At 69.5% G+C, this 23,906-nt stretch carries 25 protein-coding genes and 1 pseudogene; 7 read left to right on the top strand and 19 right to left on the bottom strand.

Annotation, left to right across the window (positions count from 1 at the left end; genetic code table 11):
• Positions 1–15: 15 nt before the first annotated feature.
• Entirely contained in the window at positions 16–330 is a 315-nt protein-coding gene (gene yajC, locus VKQ35_RS19905) for a preprotein translocase subunit YajC (RefSeq protein ID WP_324364465.1), read from the bottom strand.
• 118 nt (positions 331–448) lie between these two features.
• On the opposite strand from yajC, the gene VKQ35_RS19910 reads away from it, so the two are divergent.
• Positions 449–1,288 carry an ATP-binding protein gene (locus VKQ35_RS19910; RefSeq protein WP_324364466.1) on the top strand — a complete coding sequence of 280 codons (840 nt, stop codon included), beginning with the start codon at positions 449–451 and terminating at the stop codon, positions 1,286–1,288.
• A gap of 3 nt (positions 1,289–1,291) precedes the next feature.
• On the opposite strand, the gene VKQ35_RS19915 is transcribed toward VKQ35_RS19910, so the two are convergent.
• The 11 genes and pseudogenes from VKQ35_RS19915 to VKQ35_RS19965 form a co-directional block, all read right to left on the bottom strand.
• Positions 1,292–2,800 (bottom strand): LysM peptidoglycan-binding domain-containing protein, encoded by a 1,509-nt coding sequence (locus tag VKQ35_RS19915; RefSeq protein WP_324364467.1) that lies wholly within the window; start codon positions 2,798–2,800, stop codon positions 1,292–1,294.
• 109 nt (positions 2,801–2,909) lie between these two features.
• Positions 2,910–3,569, bottom strand: a complete 660-nt coding sequence (locus VKQ35_RS19920) for a protein-L-isoaspartate(D-aspartate) O-methyltransferase (RefSeq protein ID WP_414692370.1) — start codon at positions 3,567–3,569, stop codon at positions 2,910–2,912.
• 8 nt (positions 3,570–3,577) lie between these two features.
• Complete coding sequence (gene surE, locus VKQ35_RS19925; protein ID WP_324364469.1) at positions 3,578–4,351, bottom strand: 5'/3'-nucleotidase SurE; 774 nt, start codon at positions 4,349–4,351, stop codon at positions 3,578–3,580.
• Positions 4,348–5,637, bottom strand: coding sequence for a serine--tRNA ligase (gene serS, locus VKQ35_RS19930; RefSeq protein ID WP_324364470.1), 1,290 nt, complete (start codon positions 5,635–5,637; stop codon positions 4,348–4,350). Before serS ends, surE begins: the two co-directional genes overlap by 4 nt.
• Positions 5,638–5,708: 71 nt before the next feature.
• Positions 5,709–6,623, bottom strand: a complete 915-nt coding sequence (gene tatC / locus VKQ35_RS19935; protein WP_324364471.1) for a twin-arginine translocase subunit TatC — start codon at positions 6,621–6,623, stop codon at positions 5,709–5,711.
• Entirely contained in the window at positions 6,620–7,216 is a 597-nt protein-coding gene (gene tatB, locus VKQ35_RS19940) for a Sec-independent protein translocase protein TatB (RefSeq protein WP_324364472.1), read from the bottom strand. The genes tatC and tatB overlap by 4 nt, the downstream gene beginning before the upstream one ends.
• A gap of 160 nt (positions 7,217–7,376) precedes the next feature.
• Positions 7,377–7,592, bottom strand: a pseudogene (locus VKQ35_RS19945) (twin-arginine translocase TatA/TatE family subunit); the annotation flags it as partial.
• A 99-nt stretch (positions 7,593–7,691) separates the two neighbouring features.
• The gene (scpB, locus tag VKQ35_RS19950) at positions 7,692–8,336 is read right to left on the bottom strand and encodes an SMC-Scp complex subunit ScpB (protein ID WP_324364474.1); all 645 of its coding nucleotides are present in this window, start codon (positions 8,334–8,336) and stop codon (positions 7,692–7,694) included.
• Between the two features lie 220 nt (positions 8,337–8,556).
• Positions 8,557–9,363 carry a ScpA family protein gene (locus tag VKQ35_RS19955; protein ID WP_324364475.1) on the bottom strand — a complete coding sequence of 269 codons (807 nt, stop codon included), beginning with the start codon at positions 9,361–9,363 and terminating at the stop codon, positions 8,557–8,559.
• Between the two features lie 61 nt (positions 9,364–9,424).
• Positions 9,425–10,450, bottom strand: a complete 1,026-nt coding sequence (gene nagZ, locus VKQ35_RS19960) for a beta-N-acetylhexosaminidase (protein WP_324364476.1) — start codon at positions 10,448–10,450, stop codon at positions 9,425–9,427.
• A gap of 13 nt (positions 10,451–10,463) precedes the next feature.
• Positions 10,464–11,384: an SPOR domain-containing protein gene (locus VKQ35_RS19965; RefSeq protein ID WP_324364477.1), complete on the bottom strand. Its 921-nt coding sequence runs from the start codon at positions 11,382–11,384 to the stop codon at positions 10,464–10,466.
• A 357-nt stretch (positions 11,385–11,741) separates the two neighbouring features.
• Here VKQ35_RS19965 and VKQ35_RS19970 point away from each other — a divergent pair, with 357 nt between their 5' ends.
• The gene (locus tag VKQ35_RS19970; protein ID WP_324364478.1) at positions 11,742–13,028 is read left to right on the top strand and encodes an aspartyl/asparaginyl beta-hydroxylase domain-containing protein; all 1,287 of its coding nucleotides are present in this window, start codon (positions 11,742–11,744) and stop codon (positions 13,026–13,028) included.
• Positions 13,029–13,049: 21 nt separating this feature from the next.
• Here the strand turns inward: VKQ35_RS19970 and VKQ35_RS19975 are convergent, their stop codons facing one another.
• The 3 genes from VKQ35_RS19975 to VKQ35_RS19985 all read right to left on the bottom strand — a co-directional run bounded on the left by VKQ35_RS19975 (position 13,050) and on the right by VKQ35_RS19985 (position 17,242).
• On the bottom strand, positions 13,050–15,053 hold the full coding sequence (locus VKQ35_RS19975) for a toll/interleukin-1 receptor domain-containing protein (RefSeq protein ID WP_324364479.1): 2,004 nt from the start codon (positions 15,051–15,053) through the stop codon (positions 13,050–13,052).
• Positions 15,054–15,077: 24 nt separating this feature from the next.
• Positions 15,078–15,842 (bottom strand): PEPxxWA-CTERM sorting domain-containing protein, encoded by a 765-nt coding sequence (locus tag VKQ35_RS19980; protein ID WP_324364480.1) that lies wholly within the window; start codon positions 15,840–15,842, stop codon positions 15,078–15,080.
• A 203-nt stretch (positions 15,843–16,045) separates the two neighbouring features.
• Positions 16,046–17,242, bottom strand: coding sequence for a deoxyguanosinetriphosphate triphosphohydrolase (locus tag VKQ35_RS19985; protein WP_324364481.1), 1,197 nt, complete (start codon positions 17,240–17,242; stop codon positions 16,046–16,048).
• A gap of 81 nt (positions 17,243–17,323) precedes the next feature.
• Between VKQ35_RS19985 and erpA the strand changes: the two genes are divergently transcribed.
• Positions 17,324–17,656 carry an iron-sulfur cluster insertion protein ErpA gene (gene erpA, locus VKQ35_RS19990; protein WP_324364482.1) on the top strand — a complete coding sequence of 111 codons (333 nt, stop codon included), beginning with the start codon at positions 17,324–17,326 and terminating at the stop codon, positions 17,654–17,656.
• Here erpA and VKQ35_RS19995 read toward each other — a convergent pair.
• Complete coding sequence (locus VKQ35_RS19995; protein WP_324364483.1) at positions 17,640–17,993, bottom strand: ATP-binding protein; 354 nt, start codon at positions 17,991–17,993, stop codon at positions 17,640–17,642. The genes erpA and VKQ35_RS19995 overlap by 17 nt on opposite strands.
• A 120-nt stretch (positions 17,994–18,113) precedes the next feature.
• On the opposite strand from VKQ35_RS19995, the gene VKQ35_RS20000 reads away from it, so the two are divergent.
• Together VKQ35_RS20000 and VKQ35_RS20005 are read left to right on the top strand one after the other, a co-directional pair.
• Positions 18,114–18,545 carry a FecR family protein gene (locus VKQ35_RS20000; protein WP_324364484.1) on the top strand — a complete coding sequence of 144 codons (432 nt, stop codon included), beginning with the start codon at positions 18,114–18,116 and terminating at the stop codon, positions 18,543–18,545.
• Between the two features lie 11 nt (positions 18,546–18,556).
• Complete coding sequence (locus VKQ35_RS20005) at positions 18,557–19,141, top strand: OmpA family protein (RefSeq protein WP_324364485.1); 585 nt, start codon at positions 18,557–18,559, stop codon at positions 19,139–19,141.
• Here the strand turns inward: VKQ35_RS20005 and VKQ35_RS20010 are convergent, their stop codons facing one another.
• From VKQ35_RS20010 to VKQ35_RS20020, 3 genes are read right to left on the bottom strand one after another with little or no spacing between them, the layout of a single operon-like run.
• Positions 19,142–21,199 (bottom strand): CHASE2 domain-containing protein, encoded by a 2,058-nt coding sequence (locus tag VKQ35_RS20010; protein ID WP_324364486.1) that lies wholly within the window; start codon positions 21,197–21,199, stop codon positions 19,142–19,144.
• A 35-nt stretch (positions 21,200–21,234) separates the two neighbouring features.
• Complete coding sequence (locus VKQ35_RS20015) at positions 21,235–22,197, bottom strand: MBL fold metallo-hydrolase (protein ID WP_324364487.1); 963 nt, start codon at positions 22,195–22,197, stop codon at positions 21,235–21,237.
• Between the two features lie 31 nt (positions 22,198–22,228).
• The gene (locus tag VKQ35_RS20020) at positions 22,229–22,561 is read right to left on the bottom strand and encodes an STAS domain-containing protein (RefSeq protein WP_324364488.1); all 333 of its coding nucleotides are present in this window, start codon (positions 22,559–22,561) and stop codon (positions 22,229–22,231) included.
• A gap of 133 nt (positions 22,562–22,694) precedes the next feature.
• On the opposite strand from VKQ35_RS20020, the gene VKQ35_RS20025 reads away from it, so the two are divergent.
• Both VKQ35_RS20025 and xth read left to right on the top strand, forming a co-directional pair.
• Positions 22,695–23,069, top strand: a complete 375-nt coding sequence (locus VKQ35_RS20025; protein WP_324364489.1) for a hypothetical protein — start codon at positions 22,695–22,697, stop codon at positions 23,067–23,069.
• Between the two features lie 21 nt (positions 23,070–23,090).
• Complete coding sequence (gene xth, locus VKQ35_RS20030; RefSeq protein WP_324364490.1) at positions 23,091–23,870, top strand: exodeoxyribonuclease III; 780 nt, start codon at positions 23,091–23,093, stop codon at positions 23,868–23,870.
• Positions 23,871–23,906 lie beyond the last annotated feature (36 nt).

Genomic DNA, 23,906 nt, shown 5'->3' on the forward strand with positions numbered 1-23,906 from the left:
CGGGAGAAGCGCTTTTTAAGTCTTGGCGTCGTTGGCCGGCGCCGGCGCGCCGCGGGCCTGGACCTCGGAAATCATCCCCTTGCGCACCTTGACGGTGACGCCGGTGGCGATCTCGACGCCTACGTCGGCGTCCTCCACGCGGACGATCTTGCCGTGCACGCCCGAGGACAGGACGACGTTGTCGCCGCGCTTGATGCTGGCCAGCATCGCCTGGTGCGCCTTCATCCGGTTCTGCTGCGGGCGGATCATCAGGAAGTAGAACAGCACGACCAGGCCGATCAGCGGCAGGAACTGGACTAGCATGGTCTGCATGTCATTGGCGGCGGGCATGGCCTCTCCGGAAAGCAGTGCGGCGGCGGCCTTTTGGGAGGCCCCGCTCGAAGTCGGCGGAAGCTATGCGCTGCGACCCTGTTTTGCAATGGAAGCGGGCCGGGTTAGGTGTCGCGCGATGACGCATGACCTGGAACCTGTGCTTTCGCGGATCGCCGACGCCCTGGAGCGGCTGGCGCCGGCCCGCGCGCCGCAGCCGGCGTTCGAGGCCGCGCGGCTGTTCCGCCACGATCCGGCGAGCGGCGCCTTCCATCCGGCGCCGGACTATCCCCTGCCGCTGGCCGCCCTGGTCGGCGTCGACCGCCAGAAGGAACGCTTCGTCGAGAATCTGCAACGGTTCGCCAAGGGCCTGCCCAGCAACCACGCCCTGCTCTGGGGCGTGCGCGGCGCCGGCAAGAGCTCGCTCGCCAAGGCGGCCTTCATGGATGTCGCCAACTCGGCCAAGAACCTCAGGCTCGTGGAAGTCGACCGCGACCACGTCACCGCCCTCCCCGACCTCTTCGACATCCTGCGCAGCCGAGGCGAGCGCTTCCTGGTGCTCTGCGACGACCTGTCGTTCGAGGAAGGCGCGGCCGCCGCCAAGGCGCTGAAGTCGGCCCTGGAGGGCGGCGTCTCGGGCCCGCCGGCCAATGTGCTGTTCACCGCCACCTCGAACCGCCGCCACCTGATGCCGCGCGGCCATCAAGAGGACCGCGGCCTGATCGCCAGCGCCGAGGACGCCGAGGAGGAGGTCAGCGTGTCCGACCGCTTCGGCCTGTGGATCGGCTTCCCGCCCATGGACCAGCCGACCTACCTGGCCGCGGTGAAGGCCTACGCCAAGCGCTACGGCCTGAAGGCGGATGCCCTCGACCGCCGCGCGCTGCAGTGGGCGCAGCTGCGCGGCGCCCGCTCCGGCCGCGTCGCCTGGCAGTTCATCCGCGATCTGGCGGGTGAGCTGGGGAAGAGCCTGCCGCTCTAGCGCCTAGCGCGCCGGCAGCACCAGCCTCGGGTTCACCGACCGCGCCCGTTCGGAGGCGTTGGGCTGATAGCGGGCCTCGAAGTGCAGCTGCGGCTCCGACACGCCGCCGGACATGCCGGCCTGGCCGATCTGCTGCCCCTGGGTGACCTTCTGCTGCATCTTCACGTCGATGCGGCCGAGGTTGCCGTAGACCGTGGCCCAGCCGTCGGCGTGGCGCAGCAGCACCAGGTTGCCGAAGCCCGGAACGATGTCGCCGGCGTAGATCACCTCGCCATCGGCCGCCGCGCGCACCGCGGCGCCGGCGTCGGCCTGGATGTTGATGCCGTCGTTGCTCTGGCCGCCGGGCTTGGGCCCGAACTCGGAGAGGATCATGCCCGTCAGCGGCCACTGGAAGCGGCCCTTGGACAGCTGCTGGATCTGAGCGTCGGTGAGCCCCGGCGTCGACGGCGCGGCTTCCGCTCCCGGCGTCACCGCATAGGGGATCGGGTGCGCCGGCAGGGCGGGCGCGCCGCGGCCCGGCGGGTAGACGGTCGGGTAGTGTTCCGAGCGGTCGCCGCGGTCCGACCGCTCCGGCGCCGGCGCCTCGCGGTCGTGGTAGCCGTCCGGCAGGAAGATCTTCTGGCCGGAGCGGACGCTCAGCACGCGCTTGGAAAGCTCGTTCTCGGCCCTGAGGCTCGCGACGCTGACGCCGAACCGCCCGGCGATGCTGGCCAGCGTGTCGCCCGGCTGGGCGGTGTAGATATGCTCGGCGAAGCTCGGGCCGCGGTAGACCTGCCCCACGTGGACGGCGGAGCCCTTGATGTGGTTGAGGCGCTTCAGCTGGCCGATGTCGGTGTCCAGGTGGTCGGCGATCTTGGCGAGCGTGTCACCCTTCCGGGCCTTGTAGCTCTCGCCCTTGGCCTCGCGGGTCATGACGGTGCCGCCGCCAGTCGGCGGGCTTTCGTCGGAGGCCGTGGCGGGCGGCGCCTTGCCCTTGTGGCCCTTCGCCGGCTTGGCCGCCTCGGCGTCCGCCTTGTCGCCCTTATCGGCCTCGTCGACCGCCGCCTCGACGGCCGGCGCGCGATAGTCGGACGGAAGGCGAATCTGCTGGCCGGGCCGGATCGGGGTCTTGGGCGAGAGGTCGTTCTCTTCACGCAGCTGTTCGACCGTCACGTGGAAGCGCTTGGCGATCGAGAAGACGGTGTCGCCCTTGGTGACCACATAGGCCTTCTTGGTCACCACCGGGCCCTTCAGCACGTCGCCCGGCTGCAGCACGCTGGTCTTCTTCAGCTTGTTGGTCTTCATCAGCTCGTCGACCGTGGTGTCGAGCTGATCCGCGATCTTCTCGAGGGTGTCGCCCTTCTTCACCACATAGGAGGCGCGTTCGCCCTTCTCGGTGACGATCTTGCCGTTGGCCGCGGTCGGCGGGGCTTCGGCCTTGCGCGCGTGATGGGTCGCCGCGAGCGCCGGACCCGTGGCAAGCGCCGTCGTGGCCAGGAGGATCAGGGCCGATCGCTGGAAGAAGTGCGTCATCTGCGCTCCGGTTTGGAATTTGGAATCAGTCGGGGCGTCAGGGTTGATGATGGGTTAACCGGACCCATCCCGCCAACCTGCAAACGACCGCAGGCCCCACAAGTCTTCGTCACAATTCTTTCGCCACCCCGTCGAGCAGTGGCACGAACCGCACGTCGGTCAGCGCCTCCACCTCGAAGCCTCCCTTGCCGTCGCCGGCATAGCGCCGCAGGCTCTGCACCGGCCCCTTGCCGATCGGCGCCACCAGGATGCCGTTCGGTTTGAGCTGGGAAAGCAAAGCCTTGGGTTCATCAGACGCTGCGGCTGTGACCATAATGCGGTCGAACGGCGCCTGTTCGGGCCAGCCCTCGCCCCCATCGCCGAAGCGGGTGATCACATTGGTCAGGCCCAGCGTCTTGAAGCGCGCCTCGGCCTCCCGCATCAGGGTGCGGTAGCGCTCCACCGTGTAGACCAGCCGCGAGAGCTTGGAGAGGATGGTGGTCTGATAGCCGCTGCCGGTGCCGATCTCGAGCACCCGGTCGCGCTTGTCGACTTTTAGCGCCTGGGTCATCAGGCCGACGATGAACGGCTGGCTGATCGTCTGGCCGCAGGCGATCGGCAGCGCCGAGTCCTCGAAGGCGCGTTCCTTGAACAGGTCCGGCGTGAAGGCCTCGCGCGGCGTCGTCTCGATGGCGCTCAGCACAGCGGGCTCGCTGACACCCTGCGAGCGCAGGGCCAGGATCAGGCGGGCGAGCCGCGTCTCAGCCGTGTCGTCGTCTTTCTTCGCCACCATCATCTTCAGGCTTTCGGTGGCGCGCCACCCAGCACGCCACGAAGCTTGTGCACTGACTCGGCGTGCGTGAGGTCGATATGCAGCGGCGTGACGGAGATTTTCCCGTCATAGAAGGCCCGCAGGTCAGTGCCTTCGTCCGGCTTCGAGCGCTCCTGCCGGTAGCCGACCCAGAAATACTCGCGGCCACGCAGGTCGGTGCGCTTCTCGGCCATCCGCACGTGGGCGTCGCGGAAGCCCTGGCGGGTCACCTCGACCTCTTTGACCTTGTCCGGGCCGCCGGCCGGGAAGTTCAGGTTCATGATCACCCCGTCGGGCCAGCCCACCTCCAGCAGACGTCTGACGATCCCGGGCGCATAGACCTCGGCGCAGGCATAGCCGGTCTGGCCGTCGTAGAAGCCGCCTTGCGAGAGCGCGATCCCCGGCACGCCCATGGCCATGGCCTCGATGGCGCCGGCTACGGTGCCGGACATGGTCACGTCCTCTGCCAGGTTCACGCCGCGGTTGACGCCGGAGAGCACCAGGTCGGGCCTGGCGCCCTTCACGACTTCGCTGATCCCCAGCATCACGCAGTCGGTGGGCGTGCCGGTCGTCGAGAACCGCTGGGGACCATATTGCTTCACCCGGATCGGGTCGGTGAGCGTCAGCGCCCGGCTGGCCCCGGAGCGTTCGGCCTCCGGCGCGCAGACCCAGACGTCGTCGCTGAGCTTGGCCGCGATCCGCTCCAGCGCGGCCAGGCCCTCGGCGTGGATCCCGTCGTCGTTGGTGAGCAGGATCCTCAAGCGGGCTTGCCCCCGATGTGGGTGAGGCCCGGCAGGTAGCTATGCAGGGCCTGCGGAATGGCGATCCGGCCGTCGGTGTCCTGATAGTTCTCCATCAGCGCCACCAGGGTGCGGCCGACAGCCAGGCCCGAGCCGTTCAGAGTGTGCACGAACCGCGTGCCCTTCTCGCCGGCGGCCTTGGCGCGCGCATTCATGCGGCGGGCCTGGAAGTCGCCGGTGTTGGAGCAGGAGCTGATCTCGCGGTAGCGATCCTCGCTCGGCAGCCAGACCTCCAGGTCGTAGGTCTTGCGGGCGCCGAAGCCCATGTCGCCGGTGCAGAGCAGCATGGTGCGGAACGGCAGTTCCAGCCGTTTCAGGATCGCCTCGGCGCAGCCGACCATGCGCTCGTGCTCTTCGTCGGACTTGTCCGGCTCGACTATGGAAACCAGTTCGCACTTGTAGAACTGGTGCTGTCGAATCATGCCGCGGGTGTCGCGGCCGGATGCGCCGGCTTCCGAGCGAAAACAAGGGGTTAGCGCGGTGTAGCGGAGCGGCAGATCCTCGGCGGCGACGATCTGGTCCATGACCAGGCTGGTGAGTGGAACCTCCGCGGTGGGGATCAGCCAGCGGCCGTCGGTGGTGCGGAACAGGTCGTCGGCGAACTTGGGCAGCTTGTCGGTGCCATAGGCCGCAGCATCATTGACCAGCAGCGGCGGCGAAACCTCGGTATAGCCGTGCTCCTGCGTCTGGATGTCGATCATGAACTGGCCAAGCGCGCGCTCCAGCCGCGCCAGCTGACCCTTCAGCACGACGAACCGCGAGCCGCTCATCCGCGCGGCGGCCTCGAAGTCCAGCAGGCCCGACTGCTCGCCCAGGTCGGTGTGGTCCTTCGGGTTGGCGATGGCGAACGGCGTCCCCCAGCGGCGGACCTCGACGTTCTCATGCTCGTCCGCCCCGGCGGGGACATCGGGCGCGGGGATGTTAGGCAGGCCGGCCAGGAGGTTCTGCAGGCTGGCCGCGGCGTCGCGCTCGCTCGCCGCCTCGGTGGCGACGGTGGCCTTCAGGCTCTCGACCTCGGCCATCAGACGCGTCGCCTCGGCCTCATCCTTCTTCGCCTTGGCCTGGCCGATCAGCTTGGAGAGCTCGTTGCGCCGCGCCTGTGCGACCTCGCCCACGCTCTTGGCCTTGCGCACCAGGGTGTCGTAGCCGGTGATCTCGATGACCAGCTCGGCCCCGGGCAGGCCTTTCGCGTCCCAGCCTTTGATGTAGGGCTCGGGCGTTTCGCGAATGGCTCGGATATCGTGCATGGCGGCCGCAAAAACCTAGTGGAAGCGGCCTTCTCTAGAGCGCGCCGCCAGACGGGCCAACCCCCAGGGGATTAAGCCGCCGCCTCGTCGTCCTTCTTGCGGCGGCGCTCGATCAGCCAGACGCAGCCCATGGAGATGAAATAGAGGCCGATGATCGGGATCGACAGCAGGGTCTGGCTGATCGGGTCCGGCGGGGTGATGATCGCGGCCACCAGGAAGACGCCGACCACCGCATAGCGCCAGCCGGCCATCAGCATCTTGGAGCTGACGATGCCGGCCATGCCGAGCAGGGTCAGGATCACCGGCAGCTGGAAGCAGAGCCCGAACGCCAGCAGCAGCGTCGTCACCATGTCGAAATACTCGGAGATCTTCGACATCAGCTGCACGGAGATCGGCCCGGCGCTGATCTGCTGGTTGAGCGCGAACCACATCAGGAACGGCAGCACCATGTAGTAGACCATGGCCCCGCCGATCACGAACAGCACCGGCGAGGCGATCAGGAACGGCAGGAAGGCGCGGCGCTCGCGCTTGTAGAGGCCCGGCGCCACGAAGGCGTAGATCTGGCCGCCCAGCACCGGGAAGCTCAGCGCGACCGCGCCGACCGCCGCCAGCTTCACCTTGGTGAAGAACAGCTCGAGGGGCGCGGTCGAGATCAGGGTGGTCGCGGCCTTGGCCGTCGGCTCCGCCATCTGTCCGGCCAGCACCAGGAACATGTCCCGGGTGCCGGTCCAGGCGCTGACGATCGGGCCGAAGAAGCCGTGCGAACCGCCGGCCGGCGCCTTGGCGCGGACCGCCGCCAGGCCCTGAGCCACCGTGTAGGGGTGCACGATGATGATCAGAATCTGCTGCGAGAAGGCGAAGCAGAAGATGAAGGCCACGAAGAGCGCGATCACGCAGACGATCAGCCGCGATCGCAGCTCCACCAGATGGGTCAGGAGCGGCGCGCGCGACGCCTCGATTTCGTCCTCGTCCGGGGCGCCGCTCACGAGACGGCCGCCTTGCGGGCGCGGGGCTTGGCCGGCGCGGCCTTCGCGGCGGGCGCCTTGGGCTTGGCGGCCGGCTTGAGCGCCGCGGCCTCAGGCTTGGCGGGCGCTTTCGGGGCGGCGGCCTTGGCGACGGCCTTTGGGGCCGCAGCCTTCTTCGCCGCGGCAGCCTTGGCCGGCGCCTTTTGGGCGGGCGCCTTCTTGGCCGCGGTCTTGCGGACCCGGGGCGTGCGCGCGGGAGCCTCTTCGATGTGGGCCGTCTGCGCCGGCGTGTAGACCGGCGAATTGAACGACACGCCCACGTCCGACAGGCCCTGGCTGATCTCGTCGAAGGCCTGGTTCATCTCGGGCGCATGGGTGGCGATGTCGTCCAGCTGGCCCTTGCGCATGGCCTCGACCTCCTTGCGCAACTCGTCGAGCTCCGACTGGCGGGCCATCTCGTCGAAGCTGGCGCGGAACTCGGCGGCCATGGCGCGCACCTTGGCCATGAACTGCCCGAACTTGCGCAGCAGGATCGGCAGGTCCTTGGGACCCACAACGATGAGCGCCACGGTGGCGGCGATCAGGAACTCGAACAGGCGTCCTTCGGGAAACATGGCCGTGGGCTTAGCGCGGTTTCAGGCGCGTTGGAAACGGAGACCGCGAGCGGGCCGACGGATCGGCTCAGGCCTTGGTCTTGGCGCGGGGCTTGGCGGCCGGCTTCGCCGCCGTCTTGGCCTTCGTCGTCCCCGCTTTTGCGGTTCGGGGCGCGCTGGCGCGGGCCGCGGGCTTGGCGGCCGGCTTCGGCAGCGGCTTGGAAGGTTCTTCTTCCTTCTCCTTAGCCTGTTCCTCTTCGCCCTTCAGGCCCTCGCGGAACGCCCGGATGCCCTTGGCGGCGTCGCCCATGATGCCCGAGAGCTTGCCGCGGCCGCCGAACAGCAGCGCGACGATCGCCAGCAGGATCAGCCAATGCCAGATACTGAAAGAGCCCAAAGTCTAACTCCTGGAAGCGCGCGCGGCCCGATCCGACCCCGACTCCGCGATGTTCAACCGGCTATATAATCGGTCTCGGCGCAACACGCCACGCGACAATCAGGCGGTCTCTTCGCCCAGGAAATCGGTGTGGAACTGCGGGGCGTCGCCGTCGTCCAGCGGGTCCTCGTCGGCGGCGAGCGCATTGGGGTCCGGCACCGCGAAGTCGGCGGGGAGGTCCAGCGACAGGAGGCCCGCGGCGCGCATCTCGGCCGCGCCCGGCAGGTCGCCGACGCTGGCCAGGCCGTAGTGCTCCAGGAAGGCGTCGGTGGTGCCGTAGGTGATCGGCCGGCCGGGCGTGCGCCGGCGGCCGCGCATGCGCACCAGGCCCAACTCCAGCAGGACGTCCAGCGTGCCCTTGCTGGCCTGCACGCCGCGCACCGCTTCGATCTCCGCGCGGGTGACCGGCTGGTGGTAGGCGATGATAGCCAGCGTCTCCTGCGCTGCGCGGGAAAGCCTGCGCGGTTCCTCCCGTTCGTCGGTCATGAGCCAGGCAAGGTCGGCGGCGGTCTGGAAGCGCCAGCGCCCGGCCACCGCCACCAACTCGACGCCGCGGCCGGCATAGCGCGCCTGCAGGGCCGCGATGGCGCCCGCCACGTCCGCGCCCTCCGGCAGCCGCTTGGCGAGGTCGGCGTCGCTCAGGGGGCCGGCGGCGGCGAACAGCAGGGCCTCGACCTCGCGCTCGGTGTAGGCCGCGTCGCTCATGGTTGGATGCTTCCCTTCAGGGGCCCTCCTCCCCTTGTGGGAGGAGGTGTCAGCCGGAGGGCTGACGGAGGTGGGGTTTTGCTCCGCCCTCCGCGCGAGAGGGAGCCGCGGCTAGCTCGGCGAGTCTGAGAAACCCCACCTCCGACCTGCTCCGCAGGCCACCTCCTCCCACAAGGGGAGGAGGGACACTCTGCCCGGACGATCTGCAAGCGCGGACCCATCATGCCGCTTTCACCTTCCTGGTCCGCAGATAGATGTCGGCGAAGGCCTCCAGCTGGCGGGCCTCCAGCGCGCCTTCCTTGACCAGCTCCAGGCCCGCCGAAAGGGTCGAAGCGACATAGGAGGCGCGGCTCGGTCCCTGCCCTTCGGGTCCAAACGGCGCGACGCCGGTGAGCGGCGTCCAGCGGTCGAGCTCGGGCAGCAGGCGGCGGAGGCGGTCGCGCGCCTCCTCCAGCGGATAGGCCTTGGGGAGCGCCGGGGTGTAGGTGCGGCTGGCTTCCTTGGTGCGTTGCGCGATGTAGGCGCTCATCAGGCCGTAGAGATCGCCCTCGATGCGGCCGGACGGGATCACCCTGATCGCTTCCGGATCGCCGCGTCCGAAGACGTCGCGCTTGAACTGCGGGCGGGTGCGCAGCGCCTCGGCGGCGTTGCGCATGGCGTCGAGCTTGGCGAGCCGGAAGGCCAGCCGCGCGGCGATCTCCTCGGCCGGCGCCTCGTCGGCCTGGGGCTGCTCGGGCTTGGGGAGCAGCAGGCGGGATTTCAGGTAGGCGAGCCAGGAGGCCATCACCAGATAGTCGGCGGCCAGCGAGAACTGCGCGCGCCGCGCCTGCTGCACAAAGGCCAGGTATTGCTCCGCCAGCTTCAGGATCGACAGCTGCAGGAGGTCGACCTTCTGGCTGCGGGCCAGCGCCAGCAGCACATGCAGCGGGCCTTCGTAGCCATCGATGTCGACGATCAGCGCCTCGCCGTCCTCGACCGCATTGGCGACGGCGTTGAAGTCAAGGTTGGGCTGGAAGCCTTCGCTCATCCTACTTCGCTCCTGACGGAGCTTCGAAGGACAAGTCCTGCGTAGCCTTGGCGAAGCAGGGTCATGCGGCGAACTTCCCGTCGAAGGCGGCGTCGAACCGCGCCCGGGCCTCACCCGCGTCGAACGGTTCCGGCGCCCGCGCCAGCCTGGCGAGCGCCGCCTTGGCGCGCGCCGCGGCCTTCCCCTTCAGCTCGCCCGCGCCCTTCACAACCGCCTTCATCTCGGCCATCGATCCGTTGCAGTGCAGGACGACGTCACAGCCCGCCGCGCGGCTCATCTCGGCCCGTTCGGTGAAGTCGCCGGAGAGCGCCTTCATGGAGAGGTCGTCGCTCATCACCAGGCCGTCGAAGCCGATCACGCCGCGCACGACGCGGCGCATGACCTTTTTGGAGGTGGTCGCCGGGCGTTTGCGGTCGACGGCGGTGTAGATCACATGGGCGGTCATCGCCATGGGCATGTCGGAGAGCACGCGGAACGGGGCGAAGTCTCGGGCGTCGAGGTCGTCGAAGCCTGCGTCGACCACCGGCAGCTCCAGATGGCTGTCAGCCATGGCGCGGCCGTGGCCGGGGATGTGCTTGATGACCGGCAGGACGCCGCCGGCGATCAGCCCCTCGGCGGCGGCGCGGCCGAGCGTCGCCACCTCGTCCGGCGTCAGGCCATAGGCCCGGTCGCCGATGATCTCATGGCCGCTGGGGTCGGGCACGTCGAGCACCGGCACGCAGTCGACGTTGATGCCCAGCGCCGCCAGGTCGTGTGCCATCAGCCGCGCGCCAAGCCTGGTCACCTCGCGGCGCACCAGCGGGTCGTTGCCGCCGAGCGTCCCAAACGCGCGGCCGGGCGGATAGAGGCCCCAGTGCGGGGGCCCTAACCGCTGTACGCGGCCGCCCTCCTGGTCGATCAGCACCGGGGCGTCGGCGCGGCCCACCGTGTCGCGCAGCGCATCCACCAGCGCCCGCACCTGATCCGGCGTTTCCACATTGCGCTTGAACAGGACGAAGCCCCAGGGCTTCACCCGCCGGAAGAAGGTGCGCTCTTCCGGCGTCAGGACGGGGCCCGAACAGCCCAGGATGGCCGCACCAATACTCATTTGAAAAGCGGGCTCACTTGACGAAGCAGGCTTTCCCGGCGGCCTTCAGCTTGTCGCAGAAGGCGGTGGCCGAGGCCCGGTCGCCAAAGCCGGTGACCTGGACGCGGTACAGGGTCTTGCCGTTCACATCGACCTTCTCGACGTTCTTGCCCTTGCCGGCCGCGAGGCCGGGCGCGATGGCCGCCGCGTCCGTCCAGGCCTTGTCGGCCAGGGCCGTTGAGGACACCGCACCGATCTGGACGAAGGCGGCGCCGGCCTTCGCGGGCGCGGGCGTCACGGCCTTGGGCTCGGGCTTGGCCTCGGCCTTGGCGGGCTTCGCGGGTTCGGCCTTGGCCGGCGCGGGTTTCGCAGGCGCCGGCGCGGGGGCTTTGTCGGCCTTCGGCGCCGGCTTGGGCGCGGGCGGCTCGACCTTGGCGGCAGGCGCCGGCGTCGCGGCGGCCGGCGGCTGGGCCGGGATCGACGGGCGGAGGGTCGGCGCGGGCTGAGCCGGCGTCCCGGCCGCGGAAGGGGCGGCGGGCGGCGGGGCGGCCGGCGTGATCGGCGCGGCGACGACCTTGGGCTGGGCCGGCTCGGGGCGGGCCTGCGGCTGTTCCGGGCCGGGCGTGAAGGTCGGGGCGGCGGGACCGGACGCGGCCTTGCCGCCCTCGGTCTTGTAGATCTGCAGGCCGGCGGCGGGATCCTGCGGCTGGGCCTCGGCGGGCGGCGGGGCCTTCATGGCGCTGACCGGCGCGCCGACGGCCTGCGGCGGCTGGCCCGCCTGGCGCACGCCGGAGCGGTAGAAGACGAAGATCGCCGCCGCCACGCCCAGCAGCACCAGCACCGAAATGATCAGGGTGAAGGGCATCGGCCGCGCGCCGCGCACCGGCTGGCGGGCGTCGAAGCTCAACGGCGCATCGGTGGGAGGCGTGTAGGCGCCGCGCTCATGATCGGACATCGAAGGCTCCGCAGACAGGCGCGTCGGCGGACCGAATCGCGCGCTAGAGGCGACAGTCTAGCCGAGCGCGCGCCCCCAAAACCGCCCACCAACCCCATGGGCGGCGATTTCTGTGGGCGGCCGTCGCTTCTCTTCGGGGGAGATGGGCCGGAATTGGGGCCGCGGACCTCGCTGCCGGCGCCTGGGTCCCGCCGCCGGCGTTGCCTCCCGTCCCGGCCTGGCCTACGCCCAAGCTGCGGAAACTGTTCATGTCAGCGGCGACATAAGAATTCCATAAAAATTCACTAGGACCCCATGCCACGCAATCCTCAGTCGGCCCCGCCGGCCAAACGTCCGAAGAAGCGAGGCGTCCGCAGTATGCTTTCCAGTGAAGACAAGGACGTCCGCAAGCTTATCGATGCGGCGTCGCAAGCGATGTCGGCCGGCCGCCACTACGACGCCGAGCGGCTGACCCGCGAGGCGGAGACGAAATACCCCAACCACCCGATGGTCCTTAACGAGGTCGGCAAGCGCAAGCTGATGTCCGGCGACAAGGCCGGCGCGCTCGCGGTGCTGGAGCAGGCGCTGAAGGAGCGCCCCAACGAGGGTGCGCTGTGGCTCAACTACGCGACCGCGCTGCGCGACCTCGGCCGCCCGGAGGACGAGGACGCGGCGCTCACCAAGGCCCTGCTGCTGGAGCCGACCAACATGCGCGCGCTCCTGCAGTCCGCCGCCTTGCAGGAGCGCCGCGGCGACTCGCGCACCGCGGCGGCGACCTACCGCAAGGCGCTGCAGCTGATCCCGCGGAACCTGCAGATCCCCATGGACATGCGCCCGATCCTGGCCCAGGCCAAGGCCGCGGTGGACGCCAACAACCGCGAACTGGAAGCCTTCCTCGCCGGCCATCTGGAGGCCCTGCGCGCGCGCCACGCCGACCAGTCGCTGAGCCGGTTCGACAAGTCGCTGGCGACGCTGCTGCAGAAGCGCCGCGTCTATCGCCCGCAGCCGACCTTCCTCTACCTGCCTGAACTGCCGGCCATCGAGTTCTACGAGCGCGGCGACTTCCCCTGGCTGGACAGCATCGAAGCGGCCACCGGCGACATCCGCGAAGAGCTGATCGGCGTGCTGGCGCAGGGCCGCGAACAGCTGGAGCCCTATATCGCGCGGCAGGAGACGCCGGACGCGCGCTGGCGGGCGCTGAACAATTCCCGCGACTGGGGCGTCTTCTACCTGTGGAAGGCCGGCGAGGCGATCGAGGCCAACATGGCCCGCTGTCCCAAGACCGTGGCGGCGCTCTCGGCCTGGCCGAAGTGCGAACTGCCGGGCTCGGCGCCGACGGCGGTGTTCTCGATCCTGGAGCCCAAGACCCGCATCCCGCCGCACACCGGCGTCAACAACGCCCGCCTGATCTGCCACCTGCCGCTGATCGTGCCGCCCGGCTGCGGCTTTAGGGTCGGCGCGGAGACCCGCGAGTGGGAGCCCGGCAAGGCCTTCGTCTTCGACGACACCATCGAGCACGAAGCCTGGAACAACAGCGACGACACCCGCGCCGTGCTGATCTTCGACATCTGGAACCCCTACACCACCGAGGCCGAGCGCGAGATGGTCAGCGCGCTCACCACCGGGGTCGAGCAGTTCTACGGGGAGCTGCCGTCGTATCTGTGACGGACCGCCGCGACGGGTCGGTCAGGGCCGCGAGACGCCGGAGCCGTCGGTCATGCCGGCTCTCTTCTGCATCGCCAGCAGGCGGCCGCCGTATAGGGTGGTCTTGCCCCAGCGGGCGCTGATGACCGCCGCGTTGGCGCGGAGCAGCGGCGCGCCCTCGCGGACACGCCCGGCCCGCGTCAGGCAGTCTCCCCGCACGGCCTCGACCCACGCCGTCCGCCAGGCGTCGTCAGGGTACACAGCCTTCATGATCGGCCCGGCCTCGCCGAGGAATCTGAACCCCTGGGCCGAGGCGCCGCGCTCGCAAGCTATCTCCGCGCGCTCCACCAGGATCGGCGCGAGATTGCGGTGCTTGTGGATCCGCGCCACCCGCTCGGCCTTGGCGAACAGGTCGTCGGCGTCCTGCAGCCTTCCCAGTCCACGCTCGGCGATGGCCAGGTTGGCATATTCGAAGGCCAGGTCGTCGCTGTCGGCGCGTTTTGCCAGATCGATGCCAACGGCGCGCCGAAGCAGCGGTTCGGCCTTGGCGAAGGATTGCTGCTCCAGCTCGACGCGCGCGAGATTGTTGAGCGCGCCGGCCACCTGCGGATGGTCGGGACCCAGCACCGCTTCATAGCCGGCCAAGGCGCGGCTGAAGTCCAGCTCCGCCGTGGCGCGGTCCTGCGCCATGTAGGCGATCGAGGCGAGGGTGTTCAGGTCGTCCGAAATAACCCAGTAGCGGGGGCCGTGCGTCTTCGACCGGATGGCGATGGCCCGCTCGACGTCGCGGCGCGCGCCCGCCAGATCACCCTTGTAGAATTCGATTTCTCCCAGGCCTTCGAGATCCAGGGCGACGTCGTCGTGGCTGTCGCCGAGCCGTTGGATATCGGCCTGCAGAGCGCGCCGCAGGTTCTTCTCGGCCGAGGCGTAGTCGCCCAGACGCCCCTGGGCGGCGCCCAGGCCATTCCAGGCGCGCGGCATCAGCGCCGCGGCTTCGGGACCGCGGCCTTTCAGCAGGGCCAGGGCCCGTTCCTGGGTCTTCGCCGCGGCCGGATAGTCCCCGAGCCGGGCCTCGATCTCCCCCAGGATCGTGTACTGGCGCGCCGCCGTGCTCGGATCGACGCCCTTGAGCGCCAGCGCCTTGCGCACCGTGGCCTCCCCCTCATGGAACAGGCCCAGCTTGTTGTAGACTTCCCCAAGCGTGGTCGTGAGCTCGGCTTTCACCGTCGGCTCGCCCTCCAGCCCCTGGTCGAGGTCATGGGCCCCGCGATCGAGAATCTCTCGCGCGGTGATGGTGTCGCCCCGCGCTTCCGACGGGTCGGCCACCTCGAAGAGCGACTTCACGAACCCGACCGTCCGCTCCGCGGTCAAGGTCTTCTGCCGGGCGATGTCGCGCTGGTGGATCGCCTCGTTGCGCGAAACCAGGGCGAACGCCGTCAGGCCCGACATCACCAGGAAGCCCACGGAAGACACCGAGGCCGCGGCGAACATCTGGCGCTGCCGGCGGGCCTGTTCGCGCTGGCGCAATTCGTCGTAGCCGACCCCCAATATGCCGGCCAGCAGCTTGAGCCTGGCCGATGAGCGGTCGTCCTGGCCGGGGCGGATGTCGCACGCAAGCGGCTCGCCCGCGCCGCCCTCGAACAAGACCGGCGGCAGGCATTCCAGCGCCGGATCGACGCCGGGACGGCTGGCCGCGTGCGGTTCGCCGCCGACGATCAGGCACTGAATGCGGTCGCGCCGGCCCAGCGCCGTGAAGGCGCGGATCTCCTCGTTGACCCACCGCGACGCCACCGCATTGGGCGAGCAGATCACAATGAGCGTCGCGGCGTTTTCGAGCGCCTCGCGCACCGAGGCGGCCAGGTCGCTCGACGCGGCCAGTTCCTCGCGGTCCTGGAAGATCGGCGGCAGGCGCGAGCCGATCACCCCGAGCGCGCCCTCGCGTCCCTGCAGACGCTTGGGAATGCGGTAGGTTTCCAACGCCCGATGAAGCCAGGAGGCTGCTTTCCGATCCCGATGATTGTAGCTGATGAAGGCCGAGTAGCGCACGCCAGGTACGCCGAGCCGGCCGCGTCAGGCCAGGGCGCCGCGACGTCGGCGCAGCGCGCCGCCCAGCAGTGCGAAACCGCTCAGCAACATCGCCCAGGTCGCCGGCTCCGGCACGCCGCCGCCTGACGAATAGGGGCCGGCGCCGTCGTCGAAGGCCGGCGCATCGCCGCAGTCCGCGCCAACGCCGTCCCCGCAGATCGCCAGCGCGCCAAGGCCGGTGCTGAGGTCCACAATGCCGGTCGAGCCGATGAAGGCTGTCGGCGAGATGCCCAGGCCCGGGAACGAGCCCCGGGGATCCTGGCCCGAGGTGTCGTCGCCGGCCCCGAAGTGGATCAACATCTCCTGTTCGCCGATGAGCGGATCGCGGCCGTCGGTGAACAGAACCTGGAAGACGCCGCCCGTGCCCGGATCGCCGACGTAGAAGTTGAACCCGATGGATTCCGGCGTGTGCATCGTCTGTTCCTGGACGAAGGCGTTCAGGGACAGGTCGAGACCGGGCGCCAGATAGTAGCCCGGGCTGACGATCTGGCCATCCACCACGTGAACCGCCGATCCCAGCCCGATCACGCCCTGGGCGTAGACATAGAGCTGGTTGCTGCTCGTGCCGTCCGGCAGGGTATAGGAATAGCTCAGGGTCTCGGGCGTGTCGCAGGCTTGGCCAAAGGTGCAGACCACAGCGTCCCGCGCCGTCGCCGTTCCGCCCGTCGCGGGATCAAGGTTATCGATGCGGATCCCGCCATGCGCTTGCGCCGCCGCGGGTTGAGCCAAGGCCACGCAGGCCAGAAACAAGCAACTCGCCGCAACGCCGGCGAAGGTCCTCGAAAACATACTCTACCCCCCAACACTCTACTCTACCCAACCGTGACTACGACTCATGCCACCCGACACGCGGCCTGGAAAGACCCAAGATCGTCTTTCACCGCCACGGACTCCGATGGCTGGAATTGAGGCGCCCGCACGAGGGCCGGCCGAGGATATGGCCGCAGCGATCGCTAGTGCAGGGCGTCCAGGTTGAACAGGTTGCGGTGTTCCTGGATGGCGTAGCGGTCGGTCATGCCGGCGATGTAGTCGCAGACCACGCGGGCCTTGCCGGCCTCGCCGCGGCCCTGGGTGCGGGCGTACCATTCGGCGGGGAGCACGTCGGGCTGCGCCAGGAACAGCTGGAACATCTCGCCCAGCATGCGGCGCGCCTGGCTGCGGGTGCGGTTGACCTTCCAGTGGCGGTACATGCGGTCCATCAGGAAGCCGCGCAGGACCGAGAGGTCCTCAGCCATGTCGCGGGAAAAGGCAACCAGCGCATGGCCCAGGACGCGCACGTCCTCGGCTGAGCCCACCTTGTCGGCGGCGGCGCGGCGGCGGGTTTCGGCCAGCACGTCGGCGACCATGGCCCCGATCATCCGGCGCACGGCCTCCAGGCGCAGGATGCCGACATCCACGTCCGGATAGTCGGCCACGGCGCTCTTCACATGCGGCCCGATCAGCGGGATCGCGCGCAGTTCGTCCAGGTTGAAGAGCCCGGCCTGCACCCCGTCGTCCACGTCGTGGTTGTTGTAGGCGATGTCGTCGGCGAGCGCGGCCACCTGCGCCTCGGCCGAGGCCCAGCCGTCGAGCCGCAGGCCGTAGTCGGCGTCGAACTCGGCGATGGCGCTCCAGGACGGCTTCTCGAGCTTATCGGTCACTGGGCCGTTGTGCTTGATGATCCCTTCCAGGGTCTCCCAGGTCAGGTTCAGGCCTTCGAAGCGCGGATAGCGGCGCTCCAGCTTGGTGACCACCCGGAAGGTCTGCACATTGTGGTCGAAGCCGCCGTGGTTCGCCATCTGCACCTGCAGCTCGTCCTCGCCGGCGTGGCCGAACGGCGGATGGCCGAGATCGTGGGCCAGCGCGATGGTCTCGGCGAGGTCGGCGTCGAGGCCGAGCGCGGTGGCGAGCGACCGCGCGATCTGCGCCACCTCCAGGCTGTGGGTCAGGCGGGTGCGGAAGTGGTCGCCCTCGTGGGCCACGAAGACCTGGGTCTTCTCCTTCAGCCTTCGGAAAGCCGTGGCGTGGATGATCCGGTCGCGGTCGCGGGCGAAGGGCGTGCGCGTCAGGCTCTCGGGCTCGGCGACCTTGCGCCCCCGGGACTTCGACGGGTCCTCGGCATAGGCGGCCCGTTCTACGAGGGAAGAATGGGGAGGGATCGTGGCGGCCATCAAATCCATCTATAAGGCAGCCTCTTGGTCGAAGCCGTTGGCGTCCTCATATAGTCCAGGCGTTTCATTCTCCTAACTCACATGACTTCAGCAGAACTCACCCTTTCCCCATCGGCCGCCCAGCGCATCCACGCCATCGGCAAGGCTGAAGGCAGGGCGCTGATGCTGCGGGTGGCGGTGGAGGGCGGCGGCTGCTCGGGCTTCCAATACCAGTTCGATCTGGTGGAAGACGAAAACCCCGACGACTTCCGGGTCGAGCGCGACGGGGCCGCGGCCCTGGTCGACGAGATGTCGTTCGTGCTCCTGAAGGGTTCGGAGATCGACTTCGTGGACGAACTGGCCGGCGCCGAGTTCCGCGTCCGCAATCCCAACGCCAGGTCCAGCTGCGGCTGCGGCGTCAGCTTCTCGATCTGAGCACGAGGCGGTTGCGCCCGGCGCGGCGCTCATAGGCCTCGATGTCGCACCAGGAGCGGATCAGCGCGATCCCGGCCCCGCCGCCGCGCTCCAGGTTCGGCCCCTGGTCCTGTGCGGTCCGCGGATCGAAGGCGACGCCGGCGTCGGTGAAGGTGATGCGCGTGGCGGCCCCTTCCCTTTGCAGGCGCAGGACGATCAGGCTGGTCGGCGCGGCGCCGCCGTGCTCGACGATATTGGCCGCCCACTCCTCGACGATCACCACCAGTTGGTCCGCGGCGTCCTGCGACAGGCGCGCGGTCTCGGCGAACCGCCGCGCAAACGCGATCGTCCGCGCCACGGCCCGGTCGCCCACCGCCAGGCGCGCGGCCGCGGCCTTTTCGCCTGCGACGGGATGGGAGTCGGAATGGGTCGGCCGCTGAGCTATGGTTAAGCCTTAGGGGTTTGGGGGCTATGCATCGTGAAACTCTTCGCAGCAGGATTGCTGATCGCGGCGGCTGTGTCGACGCAGGCGCTGGCGGCGGACATCGGACGCATCAAGACGGTCGTCGGACAGGCGAACATCGTGCGCGGCGCCCAGACGCTGCCCGCCACACCGGGCGCGACGCTGAGCGTCAAGGACGTGCTGACCACCGGCAAGGACGGGCGGATCGGCGTCACCTTCATCGACAACAGCCGCTTCGCCGTCGGGCCCAACGCGCACGTCTCGCTGGCCGAGTTCGAGTTCGATGACACGACCCACAAGGGGAGTTCGCTGACCCAGGTCGACCGCGGCTCCCTGGCCATCGTCTCGGGCCAGATCGCCAAGGAAAACAAGGACCAGATGAAGGTGAAGACGCCGACCTCACTTTTGGCGGCGCGCGGCACCCGCTTCGTGGTCGACGTGCCATGAAAGGTTTGGCCGTGAGGGCGCTTCTGGTCCTGCCGCTGCTCCTGCTGCTGGCGGCCTGCGCGACGACGCCCGCCGGCTCGGTCACCCTCTTGCCCGGCGAGCCCGGCGCCAACGTCGGCGCGGTTGCGCTGTTCGACGGCAAGACCGGCGCCGAGACCGGCTCGCTGACCGCGGAAAACACCCAAGCCGCGCTGGGCGGCAAGTTCGCCGCCAAACCGGCCGATCCCAAGCTCTACGCCGCGCTCACGGACACTCTGCCGCCGCCGCCGGCCAGGTTCACCCTCTACTTCCTGGAGGGCACCACCAAGCTGACGCCGGACTCAGAGCCCGAGCTGAAGAAGGTGTTCGCCGAGATCGCCAAGCGGCCGGGCGCCGAGGTGCAGATCACCGGCCACACCGACACGGTCGGCAAGGAGGGCGACAACGACATGCTGTCGCTCAAACGCGCCCGCGATATCCGCGAGGCGCTGATCGCCCAGGGGCTCAACCCGACGATCAGCCGCGCCGTCGGCCGGGGCGAGCGCGAACTGCTGGTGCCGACGCCGCTCAACACGGCTGAGCCGCGCAACCGGCGGGTGGAGATCACGGTCCGCTAGCTAGGCGGGCCGGCGCACCGCCAGGACGGTCAGGTCGTCGCTGGGGTCCTCGCCGGCCTCGAAGGCGCGGACGGCGCTGATCAGCGCGTCGATCATCTCGGCCAGCGGCTGGGCCGCCTTTGCGCTCAGCACAGCCATCGCGCCCTCGCGGTCGAAGAGGTCGCCGGTCGGGTTCTGCGCCTCGGTGACGCCGTCGGTGTAGACGATCAGGGTCTCGCTGGGCTCCAGGCGGTGGCGCTCCACCGGATAGGGGAAGTCCTCGGCCACGCAGAGCGCCGGGCCGCCCTCCAGGCGCAGCTCGCGCACCGCGCCCGCGGAATCGACCACCAGCGGATTCTCGTGGCCGGCGTTGCAGAGGTCCAGGGTCCCGTCGGCGAGGTCCAGCACGCCGACCAGCAGGGAGACCGCCATCGCCTGGCCGTTGTCGCGCGACAGCTCGGCGTTGATGCCGTCGAGCGCCATATCCAGCCCGATCTCCGGCCGCATCAGGAAGCTGCGCGAGAGCGCCTTGGACAGCGCCATGAACAGCGAGGCCGGAACGCCCTTGCCGGTCACGTCGCCAACCAGGAAGCAGAGCCGGGTCTTGTCGATCATGAAGGCGTCGTAGAGGTCGCCGCCGACGCTCTTGGCCGGCTGCAGCACCGCGTCGATCTCGACGGCGCTTGAGACGCGGCGCAGCGCTTCGCGCGGCAGCAGCATGCCCGACTGGATCTCGGCCGCCGCCGACAGCTCGCCGGCGATCTTGGCGGCCGACACCCGCTCCTCGTCCAGCGCGCCTCGCAGGCGCGCCTGCACGCGGCGGCCTTCGACGAACAAGAGCGCGATCATCGCCGCCGCGGTCGCCACGCCCGGCGCCAGCACCGGCGCCGGGTCGAGGAGCCAGCCCTGCTGCAGGAATCCGCCATAGCTCGTCCCCACCGCCAGGCCGGTCAGCGCCACGGCCGCCGTCACCAGGGCCAGGAGCCCCAGCCGCGGCGTGAACCACCAGGCCGCCGCCGCCGCCAGCAGGCCCAGGCTCCATTCGGCGATCATCGCCCAGTCAGGGCGATAGAGGCCGCCGCTCCCTTTGGCGCTGGAGCCGACGATGTTGTTCACCGCCTCGGCCTGCACCAGCACGCCGTAGGTCTGGACGCCGGTGGGCGTGGTGACGATGTCGGAGGTTCCGGCCGCCGCCAGGCCGACCAGGACGATCTTGTTCTTGAAGATGTCGGGCCGCACCCCGGTCCGCAGCAGCTCCACCGCCGAGATGGTGTCGGCGCCCTTCAGGCCGCGGAACCGCAGCGCCATCCGCCCCTGCGCGTCGACCGGAAGGGTGTGGCGGCCCAGCTGCACGGCCCGCAGCCGCCCGCCGTTGGAGATCAGCTTCGCGCCGTCCTCGCCCTCGGCCACCCGCACCAGTTCGAGGGCGAAGCCGGGCGTGAGCGTTCCGGCGGCCCGCGCCACCAGGGGCACCCGCCGGGTGACGCCGTCCGGGTCCTTGGGCCCGTTGTAGAGGGCGTGGCCGAGCGCGGCGCCGTCGAGGATGGTCAGGCTCGCACCCACCTCGGGATAGGCGAAAATCCCGCTTGGCGCCGCGCCAGTGAACTGCGCCTCGGGCGGCGCCGGCGCCGCCCCGCCCACCAGATCCAGCGAGTCCTTGTCGATGCCCGCCCGGCCCAGGACCACGGGGCTGCGGCCGATCACCCGGGCGAAGATCGCATCCATGGACGGCAGCTTGCGGATCTCGTCCGCCGTCGGCTTAGGGAGTTCCGGATAGAGGTCGGCGAACAGCCCCGGCGTCGTGCGGTCCGCCTCCGGGAACAGGATGTCGAAGCCGATCGCCTTGGCGCCGCGCGACGCGATGGCCTCGGTCAACCGGGCCATGACATAGCGCGACCAGGGCCAGCCGCCGACGGCCTTGAGGCTCGGCCCATCGATCAGCACCACCGCCGCGGCGGACGGCGGCGGCGGAACGGGCGCGGCCAGCCGCTGCCAGGTGTCGAACAGCGGCTGGCGGATCGCGTCGCCCGCGGTCAGCAGCGTCAGCGCCGCCAGGATCGCCGCGGCGATCCCGCCCAATAGGACCCGCAGGCGGGCGCCGGGATCGAGCTCGTTCAGACCTCGACCTCAAGGCCGTCGTAGGCGCAGATCACCTCGAGCTCCGGCCGGTCGGCGCGGACCAGCTCCTCGTAGCGGACCGTCTCGGCGTGCATCCGCTGGATGTCCTCGTCGGCATAGGTCGGCTCGTGGTGGAACAGCGCCAGGCGCTTGGCGCCGGCCGCGTGGCACAGGTCGACCGCCACGATGTTCGAGGAATGGCCCCAGTCCTGCTTCAGGCTGACGGTGTCGCCCAGCGAATACATGGTGTCGCAGATCACCAGATCGGCGTCGGCGAAGAAGGCCTCGAAGGCGGCCTCCGACTCCATGTTGTCCAGCTTGTGCTCGCTGTCGGTGGAATAGATCACCGAGCGACCGTCGCGGACGAACTGATAGCCGAAGGACTCGTGGCTGTGGTGCTGCTGGATCAGGGTCACGGTCACGCCGGCGACCTCGAAGGGCGCCGCGACCCGATGCACCTTGAACGACATCCTGGCCTTCAGCCAGTCGAACGGCACCGGGAAGGAGATCTCCTCCTGCTGGCGGCGCAGCGCCTCCTCGGCGTCGGGGTGGCCGGTGTGAAAGACGATGGTCGCGCCGGGGTCGAAGGCCGGCCCGAAGAACGGGAAGCCCATGATGTGGTCCCAGTGCAGATGGGACAGGAAGATATGGAAGACCCGCGGGTGGCCCGCGGCGCACCGCCGGAACGCGTCGATCCCGAACTCGCGCAGGCCCGAGCCCATGTCGCAGACGAAGTAGGCGTCGTCGGCGCCCTCGATCTCCACGCAGGAGGTGGCCCCGCCGTAGGCGCCGTAGGTGGCGAAATCCAGGTTGGCCTGGGCGAAGGCCGCGGCCTGCGCCTCATCGGCGAACGCCTGGCCGCTTGCCGCCACCAGGGCCCGGGCGATCTTGGCCTGGATGGCGCCGGCCTTCTGCGCGACCGGCAGCGACCCGCGCGTGCCCCAGAACCTTACGCGCATCGGAAAGCGACCTGCATCATGCCTCCTTTGATCACGTTTCCGGTTCGACGGCGTCGGTCACGTTGAACAGCTTGTCGTAGCGGCTGATCGCCAGGATCTCGCGCATCCGGTCGTTGGGGGCGGCGAGCGTGATAGGCACCGTCTCGCCCGCCTCGCGCTTGGCCATGGTCAGCGCCCGCAGGCCCCGCGACGACATGTAGTCGAGTCCGGAGAGGTCGACGATCAGCGGCAGGCCGCCGGCCGCGGCGGCTTCGCGCACGGCGCCGGTCAGCGCCTGGGAAAAGGCTTCCCAGGTGGTCTCGTCGACCCGCCCGCGCGGTTCGCCCACCAGGCGCGTCGCCGAGCGCTTAAGCTCCCAATCCATGCCGCCTCCCCAATTGCGCGGATGCTGCCACAGTTCAGCAAGCCCTGACACCCGGCAAGGGCCAACGAGGTTCGCCTTGCGCTCAACGGCAGACTCCCCAAGTCTTCAGCACAACCTTCGGGAGGGCGTCAGAATGAGCATCGCTTCGATCACGCGCCGCATGGCGCTGGGGGTGGCCGCGGCGGCGCTCCTTTGCGGTTCAGCGTCCGCGCAGGCGCCCCAGGCTTACGATGGCGTCTGGGCCGGCGCGATCTCGGCCGGCGGCCAGACCCTGCATCTCGAACTCACGGTCAAGACCGCCAATGGCGAAACGACCGCCGAGATGAACAGCCTCGACCAGGGCGCCACCATCCCGGCGTCCGCGGTGAAGACCGACGGCGGCCAGCTTTCGCTGCTGTTCCTGTCGGTCGGCGCCGAGTACACCGCCAAGCTGTCGGCGGACGGCAAGAGCCTGGCCGGCAGCTTCACCCAGGGCGGCTCGGTTCCGCTGACCATGACCAAGAAATAGCGGCCGGAAACCTTATCGCCGATGCGCATCGCCACCTGGAACGTGAACTCGGTCAACGCGCGGCTGGAGACGGTGCTGAAGTGGTTCGAAGCCGCGCAGCCGGACGTCGCCTGCTTGCAGGAGATCAAGTGCGTCGACGAGAAATTCCCCGCCGAAGCCTTTGAACGGCTTGGCTACAACGTCGCCGTCCACGGCCAGAAATCCTACAATGGCGTGGCGCTGCTCTCGAAGTCGCCGATGGAGGATGTGCGCCGCGGTCTGCCCGACCCTGGCGAGGAGGAGCAGTCGCGCTACCTGGAGGCGGTGATCTCCGGCCCGACGCCGGTCCGCGTGGCCTCGATCTACCTGCCCAACGGCAATCCGGTCGATACCGAGAAATACCCCTACAAGCTCGCCTGGATGGACCGGCTGAACCGCCATGCGCAGGATTTGCTGAAGCTGGAAGAGCCGCTGGTGCTGACCGGCGACTACAACGTCATCCCCGAAGCCCGCGACGCCGAGTTCCCGGCCAACTGGGAGGGCGACGCCCTCTTCCGCCCGCAGACCCGCGAGGCGTTCCGGGCGCTGAAATACCTGGGGCTGACCGACGCCTACCTGGCCGCCGACGGTGCGCCCGGCGCCTACACCTTCTGGGACTACCAGGCCGGCGCGTGGCAGCGGAACAACGGCATCCGCATCGACCACGCTCTGCTCTCGCCGCAGGCGGCGGACCTGCTGGCGGGGGTTAGCATCCACCGCGACGTGCGGAGCTGGGACAAGCCCTCCGACCACGTCCCTTTCGTGATCGAACTCGACCTCTAAAGGCGCCCCATTTGGGGAGACTCAGCGAACCGGCTT

Source organism: Phenylobacterium sp., assembly GCF_035309685.1.
Lineage (GTDB): Bacteria > Pseudomonadota > Alphaproteobacteria > Caulobacterales > Caulobacteraceae > Phenylobacterium.

What these genes read in the sequence shown, in the direction of transcription:
- erpA (WP_324364482.1), top strand. Translation starts at nt 17,324, where the DNA reads ATGACTTCAGCAGAACTCACCCTTTCCCCATCGGCCGCCCAGCGCATC.
- VKQ35_RS20020 (WP_324364488.1), bottom strand. Translation starts at nt 22,561, where the DNA reads ATGGATTGGGAGCTTAAGCGCTCGGCGACGCGCCTGGTGGGCGAACCG.
- VKQ35_RS20025 (WP_324364489.1), top strand. Translation starts at nt 22,695, where the DNA reads ATGAGCATCGCTTCGATCACGCGCCGCATGGCGCTGGGGGTGGCCGCG.
- scpB (WP_324364474.1), bottom strand. Translation starts at nt 8,336, where the DNA reads ATGAGCGACGCGGCCTACACCGAGCGCGAGGTCGAGGCCCTGCTGTTC.
- VKQ35_RS19970 (WP_324364478.1), top strand. Translation starts at nt 11,742, where the DNA reads ATGCTTTCCAGTGAAGACAAGGACGTCCGCAAGCTTATCGATGCGGCG.
- VKQ35_RS20015 (WP_324364487.1), bottom strand. Translation starts at nt 22,197, where the DNA reads ATGCGCGTAAGGTTCTGGGGCACGCGCGGGTCGCTGCCGGTCGCGCAG.
- VKQ35_RS19965 (WP_324364477.1), bottom strand. Translation starts at nt 11,384, where the DNA reads ATGTCCGATCATGAGCGCGGCGCCTACACGCCTCCCACCGATGCGCCG.
- VKQ35_RS19915 (WP_324364467.1), bottom strand. Translation starts at nt 2,800, where the DNA reads ATGACGCACTTCTTCCAGCGATCGGCCCTGATCCTCCTGGCCACGACG.
- VKQ35_RS19910 (WP_324364466.1), top strand. Translation starts at nt 449, where the DNA reads ATGACGCATGACCTGGAACCTGTGCTTTCGCGGATCGCCGACGCCCTG.
- nagZ (WP_324364476.1), bottom strand. Translation starts at nt 10,450, where the DNA reads ATGAGTATTGGTGCGGCCATCCTGGGCTGTTCGGGCCCCGTCCTGACG.
- VKQ35_RS19955 (WP_324364475.1), bottom strand. Translation starts at nt 9,363, where the DNA reads ATGAGCGAAGGCTTCCAGCCCAACCTTGACTTCAACGCCGTCGCCAAT.
- xth (WP_324364490.1), top strand. Translation starts at nt 23,091, where the DNA reads ATGCGCATCGCCACCTGGAACGTGAACTCGGTCAACGCGCGGCTGGAG.
- yajC (WP_324364465.1), bottom strand. Translation starts at nt 330, where the DNA reads ATGCCCGCCGCCAATGACATGCAGACCATGCTAGTCCAGTTCCTGCCG.
- serS (WP_324364470.1), bottom strand. Translation starts at nt 5,637, where the DNA reads ATGCACGATATCCGAGCCATTCGCGAAACGCCCGAGCCCTACATCAAA.
- VKQ35_RS19985 (WP_324364481.1), bottom strand. Translation starts at nt 17,242, where the DNA reads ATGGCCGCCACGATCCCTCCCCATTCTTCCCTCGTAGAACGGGCCGCC.
- tatB (WP_324364472.1), bottom strand. Translation starts at nt 7,216, where the DNA reads ATGTTTCCCGAAGGACGCCTGTTCGAGTTCCTGATCGCCGCCACCGTG.